Consider the following 22,401-nt stretch of genomic DNA (forward strand, 5'->3'; position numbering starts at 1 on the left):
CTTTCATAAGTGGTTTTTTTATCTCCCACTGAACTTCTTTTTTCCATTCCCCTAAATATTGCGGCGGCGTTTTACCGAGGAATAAATCTGTTCTTACTATATGAAGGGTTTATGGAATTGGTGCCTAGAAAAATAGAAAAAGACTACTATGCGCAGTCTTGCGATAGTAGCCATATAGCTGATTTAAATAAGAATGGGGAATTTCGTAAACCATTTGGCTTATGAAGTAGAAATATATACTTTTGCTTTTTTTAGAACAATGAAATGAGCAAAAAGTCTACTTTCCTCTAGTAGGGGCCAAAACACATGCCCATCAACTTAAGATAAATTTGTATCCATATAATATAATGCTCCTCGATACTCTCTAAATTCACACTATCCAATTCATTAATATGGTTGGAAACCCAGTTTATCGGTAAGGTATAGATTCAAAAAGTGCTCCTCGATTCTTCGGTGGTCTCTATCGCTGTAAGAGTACAAAACTCACCATGTAAAATATGTCTGAATTCTATGTAGACTATGATAAAAAAAGAGCTTGTGTCAGAAAACAAGCTCTCTTTAAAAGAAATAACGCAATTGAGATGTCCATATATTACCAGTTTATTTATTACGATTCCATACCTCTCATGTTGAGAAATAAATTATAAGTGGTTTGATAAAACTAAAATGAATTATTGACATAATATTTTGACGATCATATAATAAATCTCGAATTAGAAATATTTTACAAAGGATTGGTGATTATGAGTGTGATTAATAATGATGAGAATTTATCTTTAAAGCTATTTGTTATATTATCACGAGCAGTACAGTCAATCACAAAGCGTATTGAAGAAGATATAAAAAGTTATGGACTTAATCCAACTGAATTTGCAGTTCTTGAGTTACTATACAATAAAGGCGATCAGCCTATACAAAAAATTGGAGACAAAATATTACTTGCAAGTAGCAGTATCACGTATGTAGTTGATAAGTTGGAAAAGAAGAGGTTCTTAATACGAAAACCATGTCCTAAAGACCGCCGTGTCACGTATGCGTCAATTACTTCAGAAGGTATTGAATTGATGGATACTATTTTCCCTCAACATAAAGAGGCGATTCGGCAAATATTCGGTGGTTTGGACTTTGGTGAGAAAAAAGTGATAATCGAACAGTTGAAAAAATTAGGATATTATGCGCAAGAACTATAAATTTTTGAACATATATCTCGAATTAGTAATATCCTATTTAAATATAAATTAAATAAAAGTAAATAAACAGGAGGGGGAAATCAATAAATATAGTACATGTAATGGTATCCAAAATGAAGAAATCATGGGATTACAATTAGTATAAGTAAGAAAGATAGTTGTTATGCCAACGTATACATAGTGTTTTTTTAGGTGTGAATCTTTCATAAAGCTGATTATCGAACATTTTTGATCAAACTTAATTTTAAAGCTACACCATCACAGATTTTATGTCATGACTAAAAAAATCTTCAATATTATTCTTTTGAATATACTCGTCTAACTTCTTTGAATCATATATTTTTTTCATAAATTACCCAAATCTCTTCTGTATTATGACATATGTCATAATACTCGTTAATCCAATCATGATAAATTAACCTTAAAAATGCAAGGGAGAAGCGGTATGTATAAATTATTTTCCGCACTTATTGGTGCTCTCATCGCACTTATAATCCCATTAAACGGCATTTTATCAGAAGTTATAGGAAACTATAAAGCCAGCGTTCTTGTTCACATTGTTGGATTGATTGCGGTTATTATCATTTTACTAGTGAGGAAATTAAAAATTAAGATTCATAAAGGAATCCCGCTCTACTTATATAGTGCAGGGGCTAAGTGTTCTTTTAAGAGTGAATCTTTAATAAAAGCTGAGAGTGGGTGCCAAGAATGGAATTACGTCATTTAGAGTATTTTATTCAAGTTTGTAATAATGGTAGTTTTACTAAAGCTGCGGAAGTTTTAGGTATTTCACAGCCGACTTTAAGTCAACAAATACGTGTGTTAGAAGGTGAACTTGATACACCTTTATTTCATCGAGTTGGAAGAGGTATCAAAATTACAGAAGCAGGTAAGTTACTATTTGATAAAGGTAAATTTATCATGCAGCTATTTGACGAGGTTCATAATGAGATCTTTGAATTAAAGGGTGTGAAAAGAGGTGTGATTACTATAGGAGGGTTATTAGAGGACCTCACCTATTTAACACCTTATATTACGCAATTTCAACAACATTATCCCAACATCTTAGTAAAAATTATAGAATCAGAAGTTGCTGTAAATCAAATCGTTGAAAAAAATATTGATATAGGGATCACACGTAGTTTTCAAACTCCAGACACATTAACAAGCACACTTTTGTATAGCGAAGAGCTCGTCCTTGTCATTCCAAAAAATCATCCTTTGAATGAAAAATCATTTGTTTCTTTTCGAGAATTAGTAGGGCTGAGTAGAATAATGATTTCAAGCAGTTGTCGTGAATCAATTAAGATATATTGTGAAAATTTAGGGTTATCTTTATCTGAAGCAAATATAGAAACAAAATCTTCTATTTCTCTATTGAGTCTTGTATGCAATGGACATGGGGTTGCTATAATACCACTCTCACTGGTTGATTATGTTAATAATGATTCCTTGAGCATAGTTCGTATTGTTGATCCAACACCAAGTCAAGATATTAATCTTATTCACTTTGATGATAAATTTTTAAGTTTTGCAGCACGTATCTTTATGCAGAAGTTAAATGATCCTGAAAAAGCATCAGTATAATAAAAACAATAATGATTCTAGTGCGGAAATTTCAGGGAAATTGAAAATAATCTATAAATCTTGAGATGAGACCTATATTAAAGTCAAGGGGCAGTGGATGTATATGTATGGTGCAGTCGATTCAAAAGGGAATACCATTGACTTTTATTTAAGGAAAAATGGAAAAATCAAATCAGTCAAGTATCTTTTCATATGCGCCTGTTCCTCATTTTATTAAGAGCCGGGTTCTTCCAATGTTAAGATTCAAGTCTTTTGACACGGCTACATCTATTATTTTGAGATTAGCAGTCATGCATATGATTAAAAAAGAACAGATTGATTTACGAGACTAGTCTGTCCAAAACCAAAAAGAATTCATCCATCAATTGTTTGGACATGCAGCATAAGATACGATTCCTTTAGGAATACACCGCTATTTCGAATCTACATATTATTTGCACCAGAACCCATATTACCATTATGATCTTAATACCATTACTATTTGGGTCCGTCCTCGACCACAAACCCTTATTGTAGAAAAAAACCACCGGCATTAGACCGGTGGTTCTGACTTAGAAAGCAAAACAAGTACAACCAATACCCCATTTAGTTCCATCTTTTCCTATTACGGTATGAGTGTGTTGATGGAGAGGGTTACTGCAACTATGTAACTTGTGATCATGGGCATCGTGAGAAAGTATATTGTGGGCTAGGTTAGCACCACCATAACCATAAACTCCCGTCGGTGCCCAATCAGGTGATGCTGGCGGCAATTCAGGTGACAAATTTTTAAATTCATCATTTCCATAAACAACCTGCCCACCCATAATGGTGAGTAATGATTCAAGGTCTTTGATTTCTTCTTCCGGCACAGTAAAGTAGTCAGCAGACAATACAGCAATATCAGCAAACTGACCTACTGCAAGGGTTCCCTTTTTACCTTCATCACCAGAGAACCACGCACTTCCTTTGGAATATAGTTCCAGGGCTACTTTTCTGTCAAGTTTATTTTTTTCATCGTATATCGAAAGACCACCAATGGTTTTTCCGGTAACCATCCAGTAAAGAGCAACCCAAGGGTTATAGCTGGAAACCCTGGTTGCATCACTACCGGCGCCAACAGGTATACCCAGGTCTAGCATACGATAAATCGGAGGAGTACGCTTTGCAGCTTCTTTTCCGTATAAATCAACAAAGTATTCACCTTGGAAAGCCATGCGGTCTTGGATGGCGATACCGCCATTTAAAGCCTTAACACGTTCCATACTACGATCTGAGATTGTTTCTGCATGATCAAACCACCAGCGTAGACCATTAAAAGGAATTTCTCTGTTGACTTCCTCAAAAACATTTAAGAAACGTGTTATTGACTCGTCATAAGTTGCATGTAAACGGAATGGCCAACGGTTTTCCACCAATAGAGAAATTACTTTCTTTAAGTCAGCTTCCATCACCGTAGCTAGTTCGGGCCGCGGCATTTGAAATTTTTCAAAATCGGCTGCCGAGAATACTAACATTTCTCCGGCACCATTCATTTTATACTTATCATTTCCTTGACCCGGAGAAACAATTTTTGCCCATGAAGCAAAGTCTTCATATTCATGATTTGGATTTTGCGTAAATAGATTATACGCAATACGCAAAGTTAATTGTTCCTTCTCGGCTAAATGTTCAACAACTTTGTAATCATCAGGATAATTTTGGAACCCACCACCTGCGTCAATGGCACTTGTAATACCTAATCTATTTAATTCGCGCATAAAATGGCGAGTTGAGTTAATCTGGTCGTCAAAATTAAGTACTGGAGCTCTACCCAAACTTGAATAAAGAATAGAAGCGTTAGGATTGGCAATTAAAAGCCCCGTTGGATTACCTCGTTTATCCCGCTCAATTAAACAGCCTGGAGGGTCTGGGGTATCTTTTGTGTATCCCAGTGCACGCAGCCCTGCACGATTTACAAGTGCTCTATCGTAAAGATGTAGCACAAAGACAGGCGTGTCTTCAGAAACAGCATTAATCTCTTCCAAAGTTGGCATCCGTCTCTCTTTAAATTGAAATTCAGACCAACCTCCAACTACTCTTACCCACTGAGGAGCAGGTGTACGCCTTGCCTGCTCTCTGAGCATTTCCAGAGCAATAGCAAGTGATGGCACACCTTCCCAGCGCAATTCCATATTATAATGAAGACCTCCACGAATAACGTGTATATGAGAGTCATTCAAGCCCGGAATAGCTCTCTTTCTTTTAAGGTCTATTTTTTGGGTTTTTTCTGTGGCACTATCAAGAAGCTCATCTCCACCCACTGCAGTGACTAAACCATCAGTTATGGCGATAGCCGATACCTCAGGTTGAGATGGGTCAAGGGTAGTGATTTTTCCGTTATATAAGATCATATCCGGTAAATTCATGTTCACACCTCATCTACTTTCTATTATTCTGTAACCATGGATGAAATGTTTTACCGAGAATCGGCATGACTACCCATGATAGTAAGGACACTATACATACAGAAACAAAAAAAGCTGACATAATAGGATTCATATTTTTTATAATAGGTCCTATCACTTTAGGAACCAACATGCTAAGAGGCCATACACCCAGAAGGGTAACAATAGACATTTTCCATTTTGGCGGTGGAACTGGCGTTTTCGGAGTAACAAACCAATAAGCCAAACTGCTTTCAGTTTTGTAAGTTGGATTAGTAGCTTGAAATTGTTCTGCCTTTTTTAACAAATCTCGACGAATATCTGATTCTTGCCAAGCGCGTAGATGTTCATACGTATCAAAGCGAAAAATAACAGTATACTCCCTGGATCCGTTATTGGGGACTATTAGATTTACGCCTAAATGCCCTGGAAATTTAGTAGCGGCAGCTTCGATTTCATGTCTCCATGTTTCAAACTGTTTTTCTCTACCTTCTTGAATTTTCCATGTAACAATCGTTGTTACTGCACCGCCAGCATCCATCGTGTTCCCTGTATGAGTTTCTCCGACAGTTACTCTTTCTTGTTTCATATTTTTCTGCTTGGAAGCGCGCCATGTACCATAGTATATGCGTATTCCACGCCTTGACCATAAGCGCCAGTGTGTTCTTTTACAATTTCCATAACAGCATCATAAGTGTCTTTGCGTGCCCAATCACGTTGGTATTCAAGTAAAACTTGAATTGCTGTCACTGGGATTGCTCCAGCTTGTTCTACACGACGCATAGCAGCATTATGTGCTGTCAAACTAGTACCACCTGAAGCATCATCAACTGCATAAACTTCATAGCCAGCTTTAATTGCTTCAAGCACAGGGAATGCAAGGCAAACTTCAGTCCAAAGTGCTGCAAATATCAATTTCTTTCTACCTGTTGCTTTAACTGCCTCAACAAATTTTGGATCTTCCCAAGAGTTCATTGAACTACGTTCTATAATTTCATGGTTTGGGAGTATGTCAAGAATTTGTGGCCAAAAATAACCAGAAAAGCTGCGTGTTTCAACTGTAGTAAGAATGGTAGGTACGTTAAAAGCTTTTGCTGATTTAGCAAGCAGCATAACGTTATTAATCAATGTTTGTCTGTCAATGCTTGCAACCCCAAAAGTCATTTGAGGCTGAAAATCGATCAAAATTAATGCACTGTTCTCCGGGGTTAACAATTCTAAATTACTCATAATAAAACACTCCTTTTTTTTGAAACAATTATATTTTCTGTTAATTTAAGCTGTAATCGTAAAAATAAAAGCTTGCTATACTTCTTAATTTAAAAGGGAGCGCTGATTAAATCAGCGCTAAATTTATACTATCCACTTTAAAAAAAAGTGATTTATAGCTATTTCTTAGGAATAAATTTATGCATTTTGTTTACTAAGATCTCGCTGAGCTCCCATATAGCTTCCAATTATATTTTGATAACCTGGAAGATTACTAGCAAGCAAATTGCCAAAACCTTCGACATCGTTGCGCCAATCGCGTTGTAATTCGCACGCTACGCTAAACCAGTTCATAAGTTGCACGCCACTATGTGCCATACGCGTATTGGCAGCATCTGCAACTTGTTTACTGAAAGTTCCTGAAGCATCAGTAACAGCAAATACTTCATATCCAGCTTTTATAGCGGAAAGTGCCGGGAAAGCAACGCAAACATCCGTAACTACGCCCGCGATGATAAGTTGTTTTTTTCCAGTTTCTTCGATTGCTTTTACAAAATCATCATTATCCCATGCGTTAATTTGTCCAGGTCGAGCTATTTTTGGCGCGTGAGGAAAGAGATCAACCAATTCTTGCATTAAAGGTCCGTTAGGTCCGTTTTCAAAGCTTGTTGTTAAAATAACTGGTAAATCAAAAAACTTAGCAGTGTGAGCAAGAGCTAAAACATTGTTCTTGAATTCATCAACACCATAGTCACGTACTAGTCCGGACATAAGACCAGTTTGATGATCTACTAAAAGAACGACAGCATCATCTTTGTTAATACGAGAATAGAGATCAGACATTATGTATTCCTCCTAAAAATTAAGTAATCGAAGAAAGTTTAAACAGTGGAATAGTATCATAAATTTCTTCGTTTGTTACGATTAGTTTATAACTAAACTGACCGTTAATATTAATTATAGCAGCATTCACAGAACATGAAGCGCTATACAAATTTATAGTATTTGAAAACCAATTCATTAATCAATTCTAAATTATCTATAATTTGTATAGATGGTAACTATAGTTATTTTTACCATAAAATTGATTGGTTTTACCTATACATTCTATAGATAGAACAATATTGATAGTCACCTATTTTTGTTATTAGAATTGAATATGAGGAATGTTCAGCAATTATTTCATGATGAAAAAGGTATTAGATGGGGAATTGTTACAAAAACAGAAAATGAATTCATCGGAACAATAGAGTTTCATGCTTAGAATCCACAACATAAACGTGCATAAATAGGTTACGAGATTCATCCGGATTATTGAAGAAAAGGATATATATTAGAATATTTTTTGGAGGTAGAAGAATGGCAAAAATTACTGTAGGAACCGAAAATCAAACACCCATTGAGCTATATTATGAGGATCATGGTACAGGGAAGCCAGTAGTATTAATTCACGGTTGGCCATTAAGTGGTCGATCTTGGGAATACCAAGTTCCTGCTCTCGTTGAGGCTGGATACAGAGTCATAACTTATGACCGTCGAGGGTTCGGGAAATCTTCTCAGCCATGGAACGGTTATGACTATGATACGTTTGCTACTGATTTACATCTGTTACTAGAGCATATGGATCTCCAAGATGTCACACTGGTCGGATTTTCAATGGGTGGTGGAGAAGTAGCTCGCTATATCGGAAACTATGGAACAAATAGAGTAGAGAAGGCTGTATTTGCAGGAGCTGTACCACCATTTCTTTACAAGTCAGCAGATCATCCTGAGGGAGTATTAGACGATGCAGCAATTCAAGGGTTTGAAAATGGAGTAAAAAATGATCGCCTAGCATTTCTTGATGAGTTTACGAGAGGATTTTTTGCTGCTGGAGATCGAACTGACTTAGTCAGTGAACCATTCCGGCTTTACAATAGAGATATTGCAGCAGGTGCATCGCCTAAAGGAACACTAGATTGTATCGCTGCTTTCAGCAAAACGGACTTCAGAGGAGATTTAGCCAAGTTTAATATACCTACCCTTGTTATTCATGGTGATTCAGATGCAACTGTTCCATTTGAATATAGTGGGAAGCTAACACATGAAGCAATTCCTAATTCTAAGGTAGCTTTAATAAAGGGTGGTCCACATGGGTTAAATGCAACACATGCTAAAGAATTTAATGAAGCACTGCTATCATTTTTAAAGGACTGATTACAAATGAATAGTTGTTAACTGATAGAAGAGGAGCATTTTACCTTCTCTGAAAAGGTTGTTGGTAAGCGATCAGTTACACTCTTAAATATCAACTTTTATCATAAGTAATTAAAGGGTTAATATAAGCCATCACATCATGTGTAAACATAGCGTGCACATTTAATAGAAGAGGTCAAAAAACGCTATTCTTCCTGTATATTTCTACAGAGAGAATAACGTTTTTTCGTTTTGGGAGCGACTTGTTTTCTTGGCTTGATGGGCATGTATAGTGACCCCTAGTAGTAAGAACGTAACTTTAATAAAATCCTTTATAAAAAAGGGATGTTTTTATGAAACTTACATTTCCATATCTTGCATTACAAGTTAGTGTATGTTAATTTATGGTTATAACACTTGCATTGCAAGTTATTAGTATATGTATTTACCTTGTATTACAAGTTATAGAGAAGCATGTATGAAAAAGGGGAGATGAAATGGCTGATTCAACGCAAATGCTAAAGGGCATTCTCGAAGGCTGCATTTTAGCCATTATTCAAGAAGGAGAAATATACGGTTACGAATTAACGGAGAAATTACATAGTTATGGTTTTCATTCCTTTAGCGAAGGAACAATTTATCCCTTATTATTACGTATGCAAAAAGAAGGATTGCTGACAAGCGTATTAAGGGAGTCGACCGCTGGCCCAAAACGAAAGTACTATCTTTTGTCAGAATTAGGAGAGAAAGAATTGGAGAGTTTTAAAGAGCGTTGGAACGATTTAAAACTATCTGTTGAAAATGTGATTAATAAAGGGGGAAATTAACATGTTATCAACGAAGTCTGAGCAATTTTTAGTTGAACTCAGAATGTATTTATTACAACGAGGAAAAAAAGATGAAGATATAAATGAAATTGTAGACGAGCTAGAAATTCATTTAACGGAAGTTGAAAAACGAGGGAAGAGTGTAGAGCATATTATTGGGGCAAGTCGTAAACAGCACATGAAGAATATTGGAAAAGAATTGCCTGTAGATAAAGAAGGGTTGATGAAAATCATTCCTTTAGCAGTTTTAGCTATTGTTGCTTATATGTGCTTCCCCCCAGCTATACGGGGGCAGTTTCATGTTTCACAAAATATATTATTATTTGGATCATTACCGTTATTTTTAGCTCTTGCTGTATTTGCAATTACACTATTCAAAGGAATTCCTAAAGTGTATCCATCTACAAAAAAGTCACTATTTCTTGTACTGTTAGCTAATTTCATCGCCATTGGAGGATGGTTAGTATTCTTTTTTTGGATGGATGGACAATTCGATACAGATTATTTTGTAGCAACGACAATGCAAAATTATGTGATTGCTGCCATATGTATTCTTATTTTTGTTCTTTTTGCACTGTATACAAAATCGTGGATTACGATAGTTGTAGCATTAACAATGTGTATTGATCCAATCTTAAAGCGAATTATTCCGAGTGAAATAAATAAAGACCCACGGTATATTACTGTAACAATTATTGGTTGTGTCATCGTAGGCGTTTTTTTAGGAGTCTATTTCTACAGAAAAGCGAAAAATCATACAACCATTGAATAGTATAGAAGTCAGGATATATATGAGAATCCATTTTGATCAAAATGGATTCTTTGCATTTATTGTGAGAATTCTAGACGATTGTTATTTTTAAGTAAACTGTATTTTGAGGAAAATGACCATTAAAAAAAATATCAATTGTATGAAAGTTACTAGAGATCTCAGCTTTATAAAAGCGTGTTTTCGTTCTATAAGCGAAATTGGATACAATGCTACAATACTATTTCCCGAAAAATAATTCCAAAAGGCACGAAGTTGTAAAGCAGATATGTATAGGATGCATAATGTGATGATTCCCTTTCCGATGAACGTAGGAATGTAGTATAAAACAATGCTTCCTACTACGGTCAATCGTATGTAGAGGCCAAGGTAACCGTTCGCGCGTAAAAAGGATAAACTATACAAATATAAAAAAGGAGATCGTTTTTTATACAGGATCCGTTCAATCCAAGTAGTGAGCCATTTTCTTTGCTTTACTTGCTGTTTTACTTGCGGCACATCCGTAAAGAAATGAACAAATTGATAAAAGTGCATGTCCATTTTTTCTTCTTGGTCTATTAAATATTCCCAATGAATGTGTCGTTTTCGTTTGTTCATCGTATATAAAAATAAGAAAGTGATGAAAAGGAGTATACTTCCTACGATCATAATGGAAGTGAATTGAAACATTGTATATGTAATGGCCGCATTACAGCATATCCTGATAAGCAACCAGTGTGAAGCGAATTCGTTTTTTCTATATGTCCAATGTATGTACATATTCCACCACTTTATAAAAGCAAGAATGATAAAGGCTCCGCATAAAAAAGCAGGAGTTGTATGTAATGATTGCTGGGCAAGAGGTGTAATGATGAGTACTACACATAATAATGGAAAGAGCTGAATGATATAACTGTACAAAAGAGAGCGTTTAAAATAATATGCGAGTTTTTCTTCTATTGGCAATAAATATAGGATATCTGGTTTCTGTAAAAATGTTCGAATTGGAGAACGAGTGAGTATAACCGTAAGTAAAATTGTCACAATGATTAATGCAACAGACTCAGATGGAAATGAACGAAGAAATTTTGCATAATAATAGCCGCCTATACCAAGAAGGAAAAGGAAGCTATAAACTAGACTGCTTGCAATGCGTGCAAAGTACATCGTGATTTTTTTTAGATGTTGCTGAAAACGATCATTCCAAAGTGTTTCGATTGTCACTTAGATCACTCCTTTTTTTCATTGTAAACATAAGGAGGGGATTCTTGCTACCCGTTAAAAAGATAAAAAGCAAGTTACCTTTCATTAGGCAACTTGCTTTTTATCTTTTTTCTCGTCACGTTTCATTAATGGGTAGAAAGCAAAGCCAACTACAAATAAACCAATGCCAAGCAGGAATGTTTTCATATCAGAAGAGCCAGTTTTAATAACCCATAATGAATAAATAAGAGCAATAGCAGCAATGATTCCATCTGCTATACGAGAACCTTTTTGGTTTTCGTATGTTTCACCTGTTACAACAAGCTTCAGCTGGAAGATTGGAGAAACGAGGTATGGGATTAAATAGGCAAGTGTTGAAACAGTAATAACAAATGTATACGCCTGGGCAATTGTCCCGGATAGCGTTGAGAATAGGAACACTTGCGACATAATATTTGTTAAACGAAGCGAATGAATCGGGCTTCCTTTTTTATTGGTTTTTGTGAAGAAGGATGGGAAGAATCCTTCTTTTGCTGCTTGATATGGTACTTCTGAGCTTAATAGAACCCAACCAAGAATGGATCCAAAGAGAGAAGTAAGTGCAAGCAGCGCCATTAATTTTCCGCCGTTATGACCCATTACTGCAGTTAATGCATCTGCTAATGGTCGTTCAGATGCTTGTAGTTTATCTATATGAAGAACACCCATTGTTAAGATAGTAATTCCTAAGTAGATACCAACTGTTAACAACAAACCGGTAACAGTTGCACGTTTTACGATTTTTGGTGAAACAGCACGATTTGATAATAATACAGCTGACTCAATACCGATAAATGCCCAAAGTGTTGTTAATGCTGCTAAGTTTACTTGTGATAGCAGTCCGTGTGAAACGCCTTCTTTATCAATAATCGGTGTATACCATTGCCCAAGTTTAGAAGCTTGGAAGGCAAATAATGTCACAATGATGAAAAGAAGGAATCCTGTTATTTTCGTTGTTGTTGCTAAAAAGTTTAATTTACCGGCACCGCTTATGCCATTCGTCAAAATCATATGTGTACCCCATAATAAAATCGTGCAAATGGAGAACGTAATTAATTTTCCAACTTCAATATCGAAAGTTCCAATTGAAAATAATACGTGAGTATCTTTCATAATTGGGAAAAAGAGTGATAAATAACCAGCAAATGATGTAATGATGGCTACGTTACTTGCCCAGTTTGCAACCCAGTAACCCCATACGATGCTAAAACCTGCCATTTTTTTCGTTTTTTGTGAAGAAAAGAGTGCATAAGCATGACTTTGCGGACCTGTTGTTAAATCAGGGCGACGAATTGCTAAATTACCGAAAACAAGAGCTAACATTAATACGCCAAATCCTGTTGTTAACCAAGCTAATGTAACACCAAGAGGGCTAGCTGTTTGTGCTAATGTACTTGGAACCATGAAAATACCAGCTCCAACCATATTCCCAACTACAAATGCAGTAAGTACCCAAAAGCCCCATTTTTTTTGTTGCATAGAAACTACCTCCAAAATTAGTATAACCAAGTCAAGCGCGGAGATATGTATGTGTTTGAAGTTCCAAACAAAACAAAAAAGCGCGTATATGTTCACGCGCTTTTCAATCTTATTAAGAAACCCACGGACATACCTCTCGATAGCTCTCCACAAGCAAAAAGCCTGTGACAGTCCTGCACTTATTCAATGCAGTCCCAGCAAGAAAGCGCTGTGGATGCTTCTTGCTTCGGCAACTATTCCTTTTTGATTTGATCCGCGATGCCACACATCTCCTAAATCATACTATTAATAATTGCAACCTCTACCTCACCGAGATACGAATGAGGATTTATGTATAAAGTTAACATAATCAAGGGTAACAAATGACTTTTTATTCGTCAATGCAAATAAACATAATCAGATTATTATGAGAATGGGTATGTTCACGATAATGAAACAACTTAAGGCTTCGCAACATATAATATGTATATGAAATGAGGTATAAAGCAAAGCTGTCATTGATAAGTTTTTTTCGTTCTTTACTGGTGGCTAGCTCTATTTCCTTAAAAATTTGGTGGAAGTTTTACTGTCCATAAGTAGTGAGGTAAAGTGAAACTTCCATCAGTGGGGGTCTTCTTCATCCCCACTGATGGTTAGTTGAACCAATCGGGCTTTTACGGGCAGTTTCCCCCGCCTATCTTCGTCGCTTTTCTCTGAATCTTGAGGTGGGGGTCTACTGCCCGCGAATAGCGGGATAAAGAGGGATAGCGGATGGAGAGCTGGTTTAAGAGAAACTGTTTTATATGTGGGAAGGAAGTTTATAGGTGCCAAAAGCCGGATCCGATAGAAGAGTTAAAAAAGCAAAATGAAGAGCTCGCAGCTTCTTTAGAACGATGTATGAGATTACTCTATAACATACAAAGGGATTTAAGTGAAAAAACAGAAAAGAGTGCGTTGCCGCCTTTATTTTCATTAGGAGATAAGATTGAAGTACTAGAAGGGGAGACGAGTACGGAGGGTATCTTTATTGAGTGTACAAACGAATGGTTATATTGGATTAACGTAGACTATGATTTAACCATTAGTCATATAAATAGTGTACGACGTATTATAAAAAAAGAATCTATTCAAAAAGAGGGGATATAACTCTTTCTGAATAGACCCTGTTATTCTATGCTAGAAGCTAATTTAGAACACTTTATGGGTGATTAGGTAATTTTACGAATGCTAATTGTATCTAAGCTTGTGATGTTTATATTAGCATGACTGTCAACCCAGATTAAGAAATTGTTGTTTTCTATGCGGATGAAAACACCTTGGCCGTCAATTTCACGTCCAGCTGAAAAGACACGGATTTTGTCGCCTTCTGTTAAGCCGTTTAATGTTAATGCCATGTGACCACCACCTCTCTATCAGAAGTTAATATATATATATGAAAAAGGTAGAGAGAGTGTGTGTGTGTGAAAGGTAGTGCTAGAAACTATTTTTATAAAATATAAAGGTGAGTAGAAATACTTTCTACTCACCTTTATAGAGTTACAGTAAATTCAATCCTGTTATTTTCTCATGTGGCATAGATTCAAGATTCTTACGAATACCTTATGCATCCGTTAATCTGAACAGAGCCATTTGCTATGGTGAATGTTTTGTATTTCACCATTAGTCATATAAAAAGTATAAAACGTATTATAAAACAAGAGCTTATTCAAAAAGGTTTTATATAACTTCTTTTGATATAGACTCATCGTTTAGAACATTTTATAAGTGATTAGGAAACTTTACGGATGCTAATTGTATCTAAGCTTGTGATGTTTATATTAGCATGATTGTCAACCCAGATTAAGAAGTTATTTTCTATACGAAGGAAAACACCTTGGCCGTCAATTTCACGTCCAGCTGAAAAGACACGGATTTTGTCGCCTTCTGTTAAGCCGTTCAATGTTACGCCTCCTCTCTTTCAGAAGTTAATATAGTATATGAAAATGATAGAGAGTTTGTGTTGAGGAAATGTAGTGCTAGCAACTATTTTCTACTTACATTTATAGATTACATTAAATTTAATACTGTTACTTTTCATGCGTCATAGATTCAAGACTTTTATGACTAGATCTTTCTTCAATAAGCCCTCATAAAAATAGTGATTTGTAAGAGTGAGGGATAAGGTGATCGTCCGAGGTTTGAAAAAAATTAAATGAGATGTTTCTGAAAGTGATTTCTGGGAAGTTTTTTGCTTAAAAATTATTTTCCATAAAAATGAAAAAATAATTGACAGAAAAGTCTTTAAAGTTATAAAATTAAAAATGGAAAATAAAAGAAGAAGGAGGTGTGCGTGATGATTGTAATTGTAAATATGATTAACTTAGGCGTTTTACACAATGAAAACAATAAATATCATCACGCAACCTCTACGGACAAATAGCGCTTCTTTTTAATTGAAAAGGAAAGCGTACGTTGCGTGTGTCGTGACGTGCGCTTTTATGCGTTTTTCGCATATCGTCAAAGCGACGGTATGCTTTTTTTGTCTCTTTTTTTAGATTGTTTCTATACATTTGTATAGTTTCAATAAATAAATCAGTTTGAGAAAGGAAGGAATGACGATGGAAAAGTATGAGGTGCGAATGGTAAAAACGGAGACGCTGGATAGTGGATAACGAGCCTATGTTTACACAACAATGAGAAGGGAGAGGTTATATTGTTTTCTGTATTACAAAAATTAACGTGGTTTTTTAAGACGCATTGGAAAAGGTACAGCATTGCCATTTGTTGTTTACTTATTGTCAATGTGGTCGAGATTATTCCGCCAAAGTTAATTGGATTGGCAATTGATGATATAAAAGCCGGAGATTTAACAAACGCCGGGATTATGAAGTATGTAGGGATGTTACTTGGTGCAGCAACTGCGGGTTATGTACTTTCTTATGTATGGCAATATCATTTATTTGGCGGCGCATTTGTGCTTGAAAAAACGATGCGTTCCAAATTTATGGGGCATTTGCTGAAGATGACGCCAACTTTTTATCAGAAAAACCGTACAGGTGACTTAATGGCAAGGGCAACAAATGATTTAAAAGCCATTGCCATGACAGCCGGATTTGGTATTTTAACGCTCGTTGATTCGAGTTTATATATGCTCACAATTGTGCTTATGATGGGGTTTTCGATTAGTTGGAAGTTAACATTCGCTGCTTTATTGCCGCTTCCGATTATGGCGTATGCAGTGAGTGCTTATGGAAAGAAATTACACGAGCGCTTCACAGTTGCTCAAGATTCTTTTGGAGCTATGAACGATAAAGTGCTGGAGTCGATTGCAGGTGTACGTGTGGTTCGCGCATATGTACAGGAAAAAGAAGATGAGAAGCGCTTTCGTACGTTAGCAACAGATGTGTATGCAAAGAATATGAAAGTCGCAAAAATTGATTCGCTTTTTCAACCGACCGTAAAAATGCTCGTTGGGATGAGTTATTTAATCGGTCTTGTGTACGGAGCGTTTTTAGTATTTCAAAATGAGGTAACCCTTGGGGAGCTTGTATCGTTTAATGTGTACCTTGGCATGATGATTTGGCCGATGTTTGCGATTGGTGAGCTTATTAACGTGATGCAGCGCGGGAATGCTTCACTTGATCGAGTAAACGAAACGTTAGCGTATAAGCAAGATGTAAAAAATGTAAAGAAACCATTACGTCTGCATCAGCCAGACTGTATTGATTTTGAAGATGTATTCTTTTCGTATCCAACATCTTCTAAATTAAATTTGAAAAACGTATCGTTCTCGTTAAATAGAGGAGAAACACTTGGGATTGTTGGAAAAACGGGAAGTGGGAAAACAACGCTCGTTCGGCAGCTTCTTCGTCAGTATCCATTAGGAACAGGGGAAATCACAGTATCCGGTGTATCACTTCAAAATATACACATTGATGATGTGTTAGGTTGGGTTGGATATGTTCCGCAAGAACACATCCTTTTTTCGAAAACAGCACGGGAAAATATTTTATTCGGTAACCGAGAAGCAAGTGAAGAGGAGCTGCAAAAGGCAATTGAAATTGCTGCTTTCAAGAAAGACTTAGAGTTTTTGCCAGATGGATTGGAAACACTTGTTGGGGAAAAAGGTGTATCGCTATCAGGAGGCCAAAAACAGCGTATTTCCATTGCACGAGCAGTAATTCAAAAGCCGGAAATTTTAATTTTAGATGATTCGTTATCAGCAGTTGATGCGAGAACAGAAGCTGCAATCATTGAAAATATTCGGAAAGAGCGCAGTGATAAAACAACAATTATTACAACGCATCGTCTGTCCGCTGTAGAGCATGCTGATTGGATTCTCGTGATGGATGATGGGGAAATCATTGAAGAAGGAACGCATAACATGCTTATTCAAAAGGGCGGCTGGTATACAGAGCAGTTTGAAAGGCAACAGGGAGAAGAAATAGAAGGTGAGGTGAGAATATGAGCGTTGGAAAACGATTATTTCAATATGCGATGAAAGTAAAAGCAACGATTGGAGTGGCTTTAGCGATGTTGTTTATTTTTGTTATTGCTGAATTAGCTGGGCCGTTTGTTGCGAAAACGATGATTGATGAACATATTGTTGGCATTGAAAAACCGTGGTATGAAACGATAAAAGGAGAAGACGCTGTTTTTTATAACGGTGTTTGGTATAAACGAGGCGATCGATTTGAAGCAGGAGAACAGAAAGGAAAAGAAGTTCGCATTATTCAAATTGGTCGTGATTATTATTTTATACCTAAAAAACTTTCATTTGAAGGAACACGCTCTGTGAAAGGGAATATGATTACGATTCAGAAAGGAAAGGCAACGCAAGTATATAAAGGAACTAAACTTACAGGTAAGGAAATCTTTTCGTTTTATCAACCAGAAATAAAACGGCTATTCTTACTGGGGAGTGGTTATTTGGCTCTCTTAGTTGTTGTATCTCTTTTTGCATACGGGAAACAATTTTATTTGCAAAAAGCAGCGAATAAAATTATTCAACTCATGCGGGAAGAAGTATTTTCTCACATTCAAACATTGCCGATTCGCTATTTTGATCATTTGCCAGCGGGGAAAATTGTTTCTCGTGTGACAAATGATACGGAGGCAATTCGAGAGTTTTATGTAACAGTATTGTCGACATTCTTTTCTAGCTTTATTTACATTATTGGTATTTTCATTGCCTTATTCTTATTAGATGTGAAGCTTGCGCTCATGTGTTTAATCCTTATTCCGATTTTATGCGTGTGGGCTATTTTTTACCGTAAGTATGCGTCTGGATACAATCATAAAATGCGCTCGCGTTTATCAGATATTAATGGAACGGTCAATGAATCAATTCAAGGAATGCCTGTGATTCAAGCGTTTCGTCAAGAACGTGCGGTAAAACAGGAATTTGAACAGCTAAATGAAGAGTATTATATGTATCAAAATAAAATTTTAAGTTTAAATGCAGCGACTTCTCACAACTTAGTAGGGGTGCTTCGTAATATCGCGTTTACAGGTGTGATTTGGTATTTTGGCGGTGCCTCATTAAGTGCAGCAGGGATGATTTCATTAGGTGTACTATACGCGTTCGTCGATTATTTAACACGATTATTTTCACCAATTACAAACATGGTGAATCAGTTAGCGAATCTAGAGCAAGCGCGCGTGGCCGCAGAGCGTGTGTTTGAATTGTTAGATGAAAAGGGAGAAGCGGTGCAGGAGGAGCATATCCCGCGTTTACGAGGAAATGTTCGTTTTAATAATGTTTCGTTTTCTTATAACGGGAAAGATGAAGTTCTGCGAAACATTTCCTTTGAAGCGAAGCAAGGAGAAACGGTTGCGTTAGTTGGTCATACCGGATCAGGAAAAAGTTCGATTATGAATGTACTCTTTCAGTTTTACGAATTTCGAAAAGGGAACATCATAATTGATGGATACGATATAAAGGACATTTCAAAACAAGCGCTTCGTGAGCATATGGGAATTGTACTGCAAGACCCGTTCCTATTTACAGGGACTGTTGCTTCAAATGTGAGTTTAGAGCAAGAACGAATTTCGAAGGAACAAATTGTGAAGGCGCTGCGTGATGTTGGGGCGGAACGTTTTGCAAACAACATCGACGAAGAAGTAACGGAAAAAGGGAGTACGCTTTCAGCAGGTGAACGGCAGCTTATTTCCTTCGCACGCGCACTTGCATTTAATCCAGCCATTTTAATTTTGGATGAAGCAACATCCAGTATTGATACAGAAACAGAAGCAATGATTCAACAGGCGCTTGAAGTTGTGAAAAAAGGGCGAACAACATTTATTATTGCCCACCGGTTATCAACGATTAAAAGTGCCGATCAAATTATTGTACTGGACCGCGGAACAATCCTTGAGAAAGGTTCACATGAAGAGTTGATAGCCAAGAAGGGGCGTTATTATGAAATGTATAAAACGCAAATTGCAGGTAGTCAAAGTGCGTAGAGTTCATAGAATGTTCAGAAAAATTTAAAACAATGTTTATAAGTAGGATGTATTCTTCCTTTGTCGATATGATATTTTTTTGATAAAGGGGGAATACAAATGGAGGAATTATCGGTTACCTTTAACATTGCTTTCTTTTTGTTGTTATGTGGAATGATTGGATATTGTGCGTTAGATTCTTGAAGAACTTGCCGCCCTGGCAAGTTCTTTTTTTGTAGGGGTATGCTTCATGAATCTCTCGTTTTCATAATATAATATTTGTAAAAACATACCAAATAATTGTGCTGTATATTAGCTATTTTGCTTCAGAATCCTCTCTAAATAAAACTTCATTCCTACATTTATCCATGTATTTGTTTGATTTTGAACGAATAGGATACACTAATTGAGAACATTTTGATTGAAAAATATCGCAAGATTGAATACAATAATCAATATTGTTCTTAAATTCCTATCAGAATACTTGGAGGATTGTCATTATGAAAAAAATACTTTCATTTTTCGTACTTGCATTATTGGTTGTGGGAGTTGTAGCAGGTTGCGGAAAACAAACAAAAGATAATACAGCGCAGGGCCCTAGCCAAGATGCATTAGATCAAATTAAAAAGAGCGGACAGATTGTTGTTGGAACAGAAGGTACATATCCGCCGTTCACATTCCATGATGAGAGTGGAAAATTAACAGGGTTTGATGTTGAGATTGCAGAAGAAGTAGCAAAGCGCCTTGGCGTGAAACCAGTATTTAAAGAAACACAATGGGATAGCTTATTTGCTTCGCTTGACGCAAAGCGTGTTGACATGATTGCAAACGAAGTTGGGATTCGCGAAGATCGCCAAAAGAAATATGATTTCTCTAAACCATACGTATCTTCTTCAGCAGTACTTGTCATTCCGAAAGATAAAGACAAACCAGCGAAATTCGAAGATGTAAAAGGCTTAAAAGCAGCACAATCTTTAACAAGTAACTTTACTGACATTGCGAAGAAAAATGGTGCGGAAATCGTTGGTGTAGAAGGCTTTAACCAAGCGGTTGAATTATTAAAATCTGGTCGTGTTGATTTAACAATTAATGATCGTTTATCTGTATTAAACTATTTAAAAACAAAACCGGATGCAACAGTAAAAATTGTTGATACAGAAAAAGAAGCATCACAAAGCGGATTGATGTTCCGTAAAGGTAGCGACAAACTTGTTGCTGAAGTAAATAAAGCGTTAGATGATATGAAAAAAGACGGCACTTACGACAAAATTTCGAAGAAATGGTTTGGTAAAGATGTATCTAAGTAATGCTATATTTGATTTAGATCGGTTTTCTGTTTGGGTTGATATAACAAAAGCATCCTTCATGCCTATGCTGAAGGGTGCTATTTCTGATACGATACCGCTGACATTGATTTCATTTGCAATTGGTTTAGTGTTAGCAACGTTAACAGCACTATGCCGCATTTCTGGAAATCGCGTATTAGAATGGATTGCACGCATCTATGTATCTATTATTCGCGGTACACCGCTTCTTGTTCAGTTATTTATTATTTTTTATGGACTTCCGACAATAGGAATTACAATTAATTCCTTTCCAGCAGCGATCATTGGTTTTTCGTTAAGTGTCGGAGCGTACGCTTCAGAAATTATTCGAGCTGCTATTTTATCGATTCCGAAAGGGCAATGGGAAGCTTCGTATACAATTGGTATGTCGTACTCGCAAGCGCTGCGCCGCGTTATTTTACCGCAGGCAACACGTGTTTCGATTCCGCCTCTTTCCAATACATTTATTAGTTTGATTAAAGATACATCACTTGCGTCATTAATTTTAGTAACAGAAATGTTTCGGAAAGCGCAGGAAATTGCAGCGACAAACTATGAATTCTTGGTTGTGTATACAGAAGCGGGACTGATGTATTGGGTAATTTGTTTCTTATTATCTATTGTGCAGCAAATTCTTGAAAAACGAACAGAGCGTTATACTTTAAAATAATCCTTGCTAAAAGGAGTTTTGGTTTACATGATTTCAATTCAACATTTACAAAAAAGTTTCGGTGATAACACCGTCCTGCAGCATATTGATATGGAAGTAGAAAAGGGTGAAGTTGTTGTTATTATTGGACCTTCTGGTTCTGGTAAGACAACATTCCTTCGTTGTCTAAACGTATTAGAAACCCCTAATAGCGGTGTAATTCGTATCGGTGATGAAACACTCGATTTTTCGAAAAAGGTGACAAAGCGCGATATTGTGCAGTTGCGCACGCAAACGGGTATGGTATTTCAGCATCACAATTTATTCCCGCATTTTACAGCACTTGAAAATGTGATGGAAGGCCTTGTAACTGTTAAGAAAGTTTCAAAAGAGAAGGCAAAAGAAAAAGCGGAGTATTTTCTTAGAAAAGTTGGACTCGGTGATAAGATGGATTTATATCCATTTCAGCTTTCAGGTGGACAACAGCAGCGCGTAGGTATTGCACGCGCGCTTGCGATGGAGCCGCAAGTGATTTTATTTGATGAACCGACATCAGCGCTTGACCCTGAACTTGTGCAAGAAGTGCTAAAGGTAATGAGAGAGCTTGCCAAAGAAGGAATGACGATGGTAATTGTAACGCATGAGATGCGTTTTGCTCATCAAATTGCGAATCGTGTTATTTTTATGGATGGCGGTGTGATTGTTGAACAAGGCACACCAGAAGAAGTACTGGTACATCCGAAAGAAGAACGGACAAAGAGATTTTTACAAATGCTACAGTAGAAAATAGAAAGGTCTCAAGCGATGCTTGAGACCTTTTTGCCATATATATTTATTTTTGGAATCCGCCAAGGCTTTGTTCAGCCATTGCTACTAAACGCTTTGTAATTTCTCCACCTACTGAACCATTTGCACGAGCTGTTGCATCAGCACCTAATGTTACTCCAAATTCAGTTGCAATCTCATATTTCATTTGGTCGATTGCAGCAGTTGCACCAGGTACTACTAGTTGATTAGAACTTTGGTTTGTCATAGAAAATATCCTCCTTAGAGTGAGTGTTTTGGTTGGATTAGCTGGAGTTGAACCAGATTCGCCCCGTTTGGCGCTAATCCATCGTGTGGAGTGATTGTAATCATAGTATGGATGATACGTAGAAAGATAT

General features: G+C 36.6%; 20 protein-coding genes, 2 pseudogenes and 1 riboswitch. Of the genes and pseudogenes, 13 read left to right on the forward strand and 9 right to left on the reverse strand.

Annotated features, from left to right (window positions below):
• Positions 1-743 precede the first annotated feature (743 nt).
• The 4 genes and pseudogenes from ACFQZ1_RS25980 to ACFQZ1_RS25995 all read left to right on the forward strand — a co-directional run.
• On the forward strand, positions 744-1,190 hold the full coding sequence (locus tag ACFQZ1_RS25980) for a MarR family winged helix-turn-helix transcriptional regulator (protein ID WP_377885077.1): 447 nt from the start codon (positions 744-746) through the stop codon (positions 1,188-1,190).
• A 445-nt stretch (positions 1,191-1,635) separates the two neighbouring features.
• Positions 1,636-1,845: pseudogene (locus ACFQZ1_RS25985) on the forward strand (DMT family transporter); the annotation flags it as partial.
• A 53-nt stretch (positions 1,846-1,898) separates the two neighbouring features.
• Positions 1,899-2,777: a LysR family transcriptional regulator gene (locus tag ACFQZ1_RS25990; protein ID WP_377885078.1), complete on the forward strand. Its 879-nt coding sequence runs from the start codon at positions 1,899-1,901 to the stop codon at positions 2,775-2,777.
• Between the two features lie 64 nt (positions 2,778-2,841).
• Positions 2,842-3,109 (forward strand): annotated as a pseudogene (locus tag ACFQZ1_RS25995) (DDE-type integrase/transposase/recombinase); the annotation flags it as partial.
• 219 nt (positions 3,110-3,328) lie between these two features.
• Here the strand turns inward: ACFQZ1_RS25995 and ACFQZ1_RS26000 are convergent.
• The 4 genes from ACFQZ1_RS26000 to ycaC form a co-directional block, all read right to left on the reverse strand.
• Entirely contained in the window at positions 3,329-5,164 is a 1,836-nt protein-coding gene (locus ACFQZ1_RS26000) for an amidohydrolase (protein ID WP_377885079.1), read from the reverse strand.
• Positions 5,165-5,177: 13 nt separating this feature from the next.
• Positions 5,178-5,771 (reverse strand): antibiotic biosynthesis monooxygenase, encoded by a 594-nt coding sequence (locus ACFQZ1_RS26005; protein ID WP_377885080.1) that lies wholly within the window; start codon positions 5,769-5,771, stop codon positions 5,178-5,180.
• A complete protein-coding gene (locus tag ACFQZ1_RS26010; protein ID WP_377885081.1) occupies positions 5,768-6,412 on the reverse strand; it encodes a hydrolase in 645 nt (214 codons plus the stop codon). Before ACFQZ1_RS26010 ends, ACFQZ1_RS26005 begins: the two co-directional genes overlap by 4 nt.
• Before the next feature lie 177 nt (positions 6,413-6,589).
• Positions 6,590-7,234 (reverse strand): isochorismate family cysteine hydrolase YcaC, encoded by a 645-nt coding sequence (ycaC, locus tag ACFQZ1_RS26015; RefSeq protein WP_098308570.1) that lies wholly within the window; start codon positions 7,232-7,234, stop codon positions 6,590-6,592.
• Positions 7,235-7,750: 516 nt separating this feature from the next.
• Between ycaC and ACFQZ1_RS26020 the strand changes: the two genes are divergently transcribed.
• From ACFQZ1_RS26020 to ACFQZ1_RS26030, 3 genes are all read left to right on the forward strand, one after another.
• Positions 7,751-8,587 carry an alpha/beta fold hydrolase gene (locus ACFQZ1_RS26020; RefSeq protein WP_377885082.1) on the forward strand — a complete coding sequence of 279 codons (837 nt, stop codon included), beginning with the start codon at positions 7,751-7,753 and terminating at the stop codon, positions 8,585-8,587.
• Between the two features lie 476 nt (positions 8,588-9,063).
• Positions 9,064-9,393: a PadR family transcriptional regulator gene (locus tag ACFQZ1_RS26025; protein ID WP_377885083.1), complete on the forward strand. Its 330-nt coding sequence runs from the start codon at positions 9,064-9,066 to the stop codon at positions 9,391-9,393.
• Between the two features lies 1 nt (position 9,394).
• Entirely contained in the window at positions 9,395-10,165 is a 771-nt protein-coding gene (locus ACFQZ1_RS26030) for an NADH dehydrogenase subunit (RefSeq protein ID WP_377885084.1), read from the forward strand.
• Positions 10,166-10,252: 87 nt separating this feature from the next.
• Here ACFQZ1_RS26030 and ACFQZ1_RS26035 read toward each other — a convergent pair whose 3' ends face one another.
• Together ACFQZ1_RS26035 and ACFQZ1_RS26040 are read right to left on the reverse strand one after the other, a co-directional pair.
• Positions 10,253-11,365, reverse strand: coding sequence for an ABC transporter permease (locus tag ACFQZ1_RS26035; protein WP_377885085.1), 1,113 nt, complete (start codon positions 11,363-11,365; stop codon positions 10,253-10,255).
• An 84-nt stretch (positions 11,366-11,449) separates the two neighbouring features.
• Complete coding sequence (locus tag ACFQZ1_RS26040; RefSeq protein ID WP_377885086.1) at positions 11,450-12,862, reverse strand: amino acid permease; 1,413 nt, start codon at positions 12,860-12,862, stop codon at positions 11,450-11,452.
• Between the two features lie 132 nt (positions 12,863-12,994).
• Positions 12,995-13,174: riboswitch (Lysine riboswitch) on the reverse strand.
• Between the two features lie 438 nt (positions 13,175-13,612).
• On the opposite strand from ACFQZ1_RS26040, the gene ACFQZ1_RS26045 reads away from it, so the two are divergent.
• A complete protein-coding gene (locus tag ACFQZ1_RS26045; protein WP_377885087.1) occupies positions 13,613-13,987 on the forward strand; it encodes a hypothetical protein in 375 nt (124 codons plus the stop codon).
• Between the two features lie 62 nt (positions 13,988-14,049).
• On the opposite strand, the gene ACFQZ1_RS26050 is transcribed toward ACFQZ1_RS26045, so the two are convergent.
• Complete coding sequence (locus ACFQZ1_RS26050; protein WP_377885088.1) at positions 14,050-14,235, reverse strand: hypothetical protein; 186 nt, start codon at positions 14,233-14,235, stop codon at positions 14,050-14,052.
• Positions 14,236-14,609: 374 nt separating this feature from the next.
• Entirely contained in the window at positions 14,610-14,780 is a 171-nt protein-coding gene (locus tag ACFQZ1_RS26055; RefSeq protein ID WP_377885089.1) for a hypothetical protein, read from the reverse strand.
• A 753-nt stretch (positions 14,781-15,533) separates the two neighbouring features.
• Between ACFQZ1_RS26055 and ACFQZ1_RS26060 the strand changes: the two genes are divergently transcribed.
• The 5 genes from ACFQZ1_RS26060 to ACFQZ1_RS26080 all read left to right on the forward strand — a co-directional run bounded on the left by ACFQZ1_RS26060 (position 15,534) and on the right by ACFQZ1_RS26080 (position 22,021).
• The gene (locus ACFQZ1_RS26060) at positions 15,534-17,288 is read left to right on the forward strand and encodes an ABC transporter ATP-binding protein (protein WP_377885090.1); all 1,755 of its coding nucleotides are present in this window, start codon (positions 15,534-15,536) and stop codon (positions 17,286-17,288) included.
• On the forward strand, positions 17,285-19,285 hold the full coding sequence (locus ACFQZ1_RS26065; protein ID WP_377885091.1) for an ABC transporter ATP-binding protein: 2,001 nt from the start codon (positions 17,285-17,287) through the stop codon (positions 19,283-19,285). The genes ACFQZ1_RS26060 and ACFQZ1_RS26065 overlap by 4 nt, the downstream gene beginning before the upstream one ends.
• 479 nt (positions 19,286-19,764) lie before the next feature.
• Positions 19,765-20,571: an amino acid ABC transporter substrate-binding protein gene (locus ACFQZ1_RS26070; RefSeq protein WP_377885092.1), complete on the forward strand. Its 807-nt coding sequence runs from the start codon at positions 19,765-19,767 to the stop codon at positions 20,569-20,571.
• Positions 20,558-21,259: an amino acid ABC transporter permease gene (locus ACFQZ1_RS26075; RefSeq protein ID WP_377885093.1), complete on the forward strand. Its 702-nt coding sequence runs from the start codon at positions 20,558-20,560 to the stop codon at positions 21,257-21,259. The genes ACFQZ1_RS26070 and ACFQZ1_RS26075 overlap by 14 nt, the downstream gene beginning before the upstream one ends.
• Before the next feature lie 27 nt (positions 21,260-21,286).
• Complete coding sequence (locus ACFQZ1_RS26080; protein ID WP_377885094.1) at positions 21,287-22,021, forward strand: amino acid ABC transporter ATP-binding protein; 735 nt, start codon at positions 21,287-21,289, stop codon at positions 22,019-22,021.
• 49 nt (positions 22,022-22,070) lie between these two features.
• On the opposite strand, the gene ACFQZ1_RS26085 is transcribed toward ACFQZ1_RS26080, so the two are convergent.
• Positions 22,071-22,271: an alpha/beta-type small acid-soluble spore protein gene (locus tag ACFQZ1_RS26085; protein WP_377885095.1), complete on the reverse strand. Its 201-nt coding sequence runs from the start codon at positions 22,269-22,271 to the stop codon at positions 22,071-22,073.
• Positions 22,272-22,401 lie beyond the last annotated feature (130 nt).

The organism is Bacillus sp. CGMCC 1.60114 (assembly GCF_042676365.1).
GTDB lineage: Bacteria > Bacillota > Bacilli > Bacillales > Bacillaceae_G > Bacillus_A > Bacillus_A rhizoplanae_A.

Excerpts from the sequence above, each read along its gene's own strand:
- ACFQZ1_RS25980 (WP_377885077.1), top strand. The coding sequence starts at position 744 with ATGAGTGTGATTAATAATGATGAGAATTTATCTTTAAAGCTATTTGTT.
- ACFQZ1_RS25990 (WP_377885078.1), top strand. The coding sequence starts at position 1,899 with ATGGAATTACGTCATTTAGAGTATTTTATTCAAGTTTGTAATAATGGT.
- ACFQZ1_RS26000 (WP_377885079.1), bottom strand. The coding sequence starts at position 5,164 with ATGAATTTACCGGATATGATCTTATATAACGGAAAAATCACTACCCTT.
- ACFQZ1_RS26005 (WP_377885080.1), bottom strand. The coding sequence starts at position 5,771 with ATGAAACAAGAAAGAGTAACTGTCGGAGAAACTCATACAGGGAACACG.
- ACFQZ1_RS26010 (WP_377885081.1), bottom strand. The coding sequence starts at position 6,412 with ATGAGTAATTTAGAATTGTTAACCCCGGAGAACAGTGCATTAATTTTG.
- ycaC (WP_098308570.1), bottom strand. The coding sequence starts at position 7,234 with ATGTCTGATCTCTATTCTCGTATTAACAAAGATGATGCTGTCGTTCTT.
- ACFQZ1_RS26020 (WP_377885082.1), top strand. The coding sequence starts at position 7,751 with ATGGCAAAAATTACTGTAGGAACCGAAAATCAAACACCCATTGAGCTA.
- ACFQZ1_RS26025 (WP_377885083.1), top strand. The coding sequence starts at position 9,064 with ATGGCTGATTCAACGCAAATGCTAAAGGGCATTCTCGAAGGCTGCATT.
- ACFQZ1_RS26030 (WP_377885084.1), top strand. The coding sequence starts at position 9,395 with ATGTTATCAACGAAGTCTGAGCAATTTTTAGTTGAACTCAGAATGTAT.
- ACFQZ1_RS26040 (WP_377885086.1), bottom strand. The coding sequence starts at position 12,862 with ATGCAACAAAAAAAATGGGGCTTTTGGGTACTTACTGCATTTGTAGTT.
- ACFQZ1_RS26045 (WP_377885087.1), top strand. The coding sequence starts at position 13,613 with ATGGAGAGCTGGTTTAAGAGAAACTGTTTTATATGTGGGAAGGAAGTT.
- ACFQZ1_RS26050 (WP_377885088.1), bottom strand. The coding sequence starts at position 14,235 with ATGGCATTAACATTAAACGGCTTAACAGAAGGCGACAAAATCCGTGTC.
- ACFQZ1_RS26065 (WP_377885091.1), top strand. The coding sequence starts at position 17,285 with ATGAGCGTTGGAAAACGATTATTTCAATATGCGATGAAAGTAAAAGCA.
- ACFQZ1_RS26070 (WP_377885092.1), top strand. The coding sequence starts at position 19,765 with ATGAAAAAAATACTTTCATTTTTCGTACTTGCATTATTGGTTGTGGGA.
- ACFQZ1_RS26075 (WP_377885093.1), top strand. The coding sequence starts at position 20,558 with ATGTATCTAAGTAATGCTATATTTGATTTAGATCGGTTTTCTGTTTGG.
- ACFQZ1_RS26080 (WP_377885094.1), top strand. The coding sequence starts at position 21,287 with ATGATTTCAATTCAACATTTACAAAAAAGTTTCGGTGATAACACCGTC.
- ACFQZ1_RS26085 (WP_377885095.1), bottom strand. The coding sequence starts at position 22,271 with ATGACAAACCAAAGTTCTAATCAACTAGTAGTACCTGGTGCAACTGCT.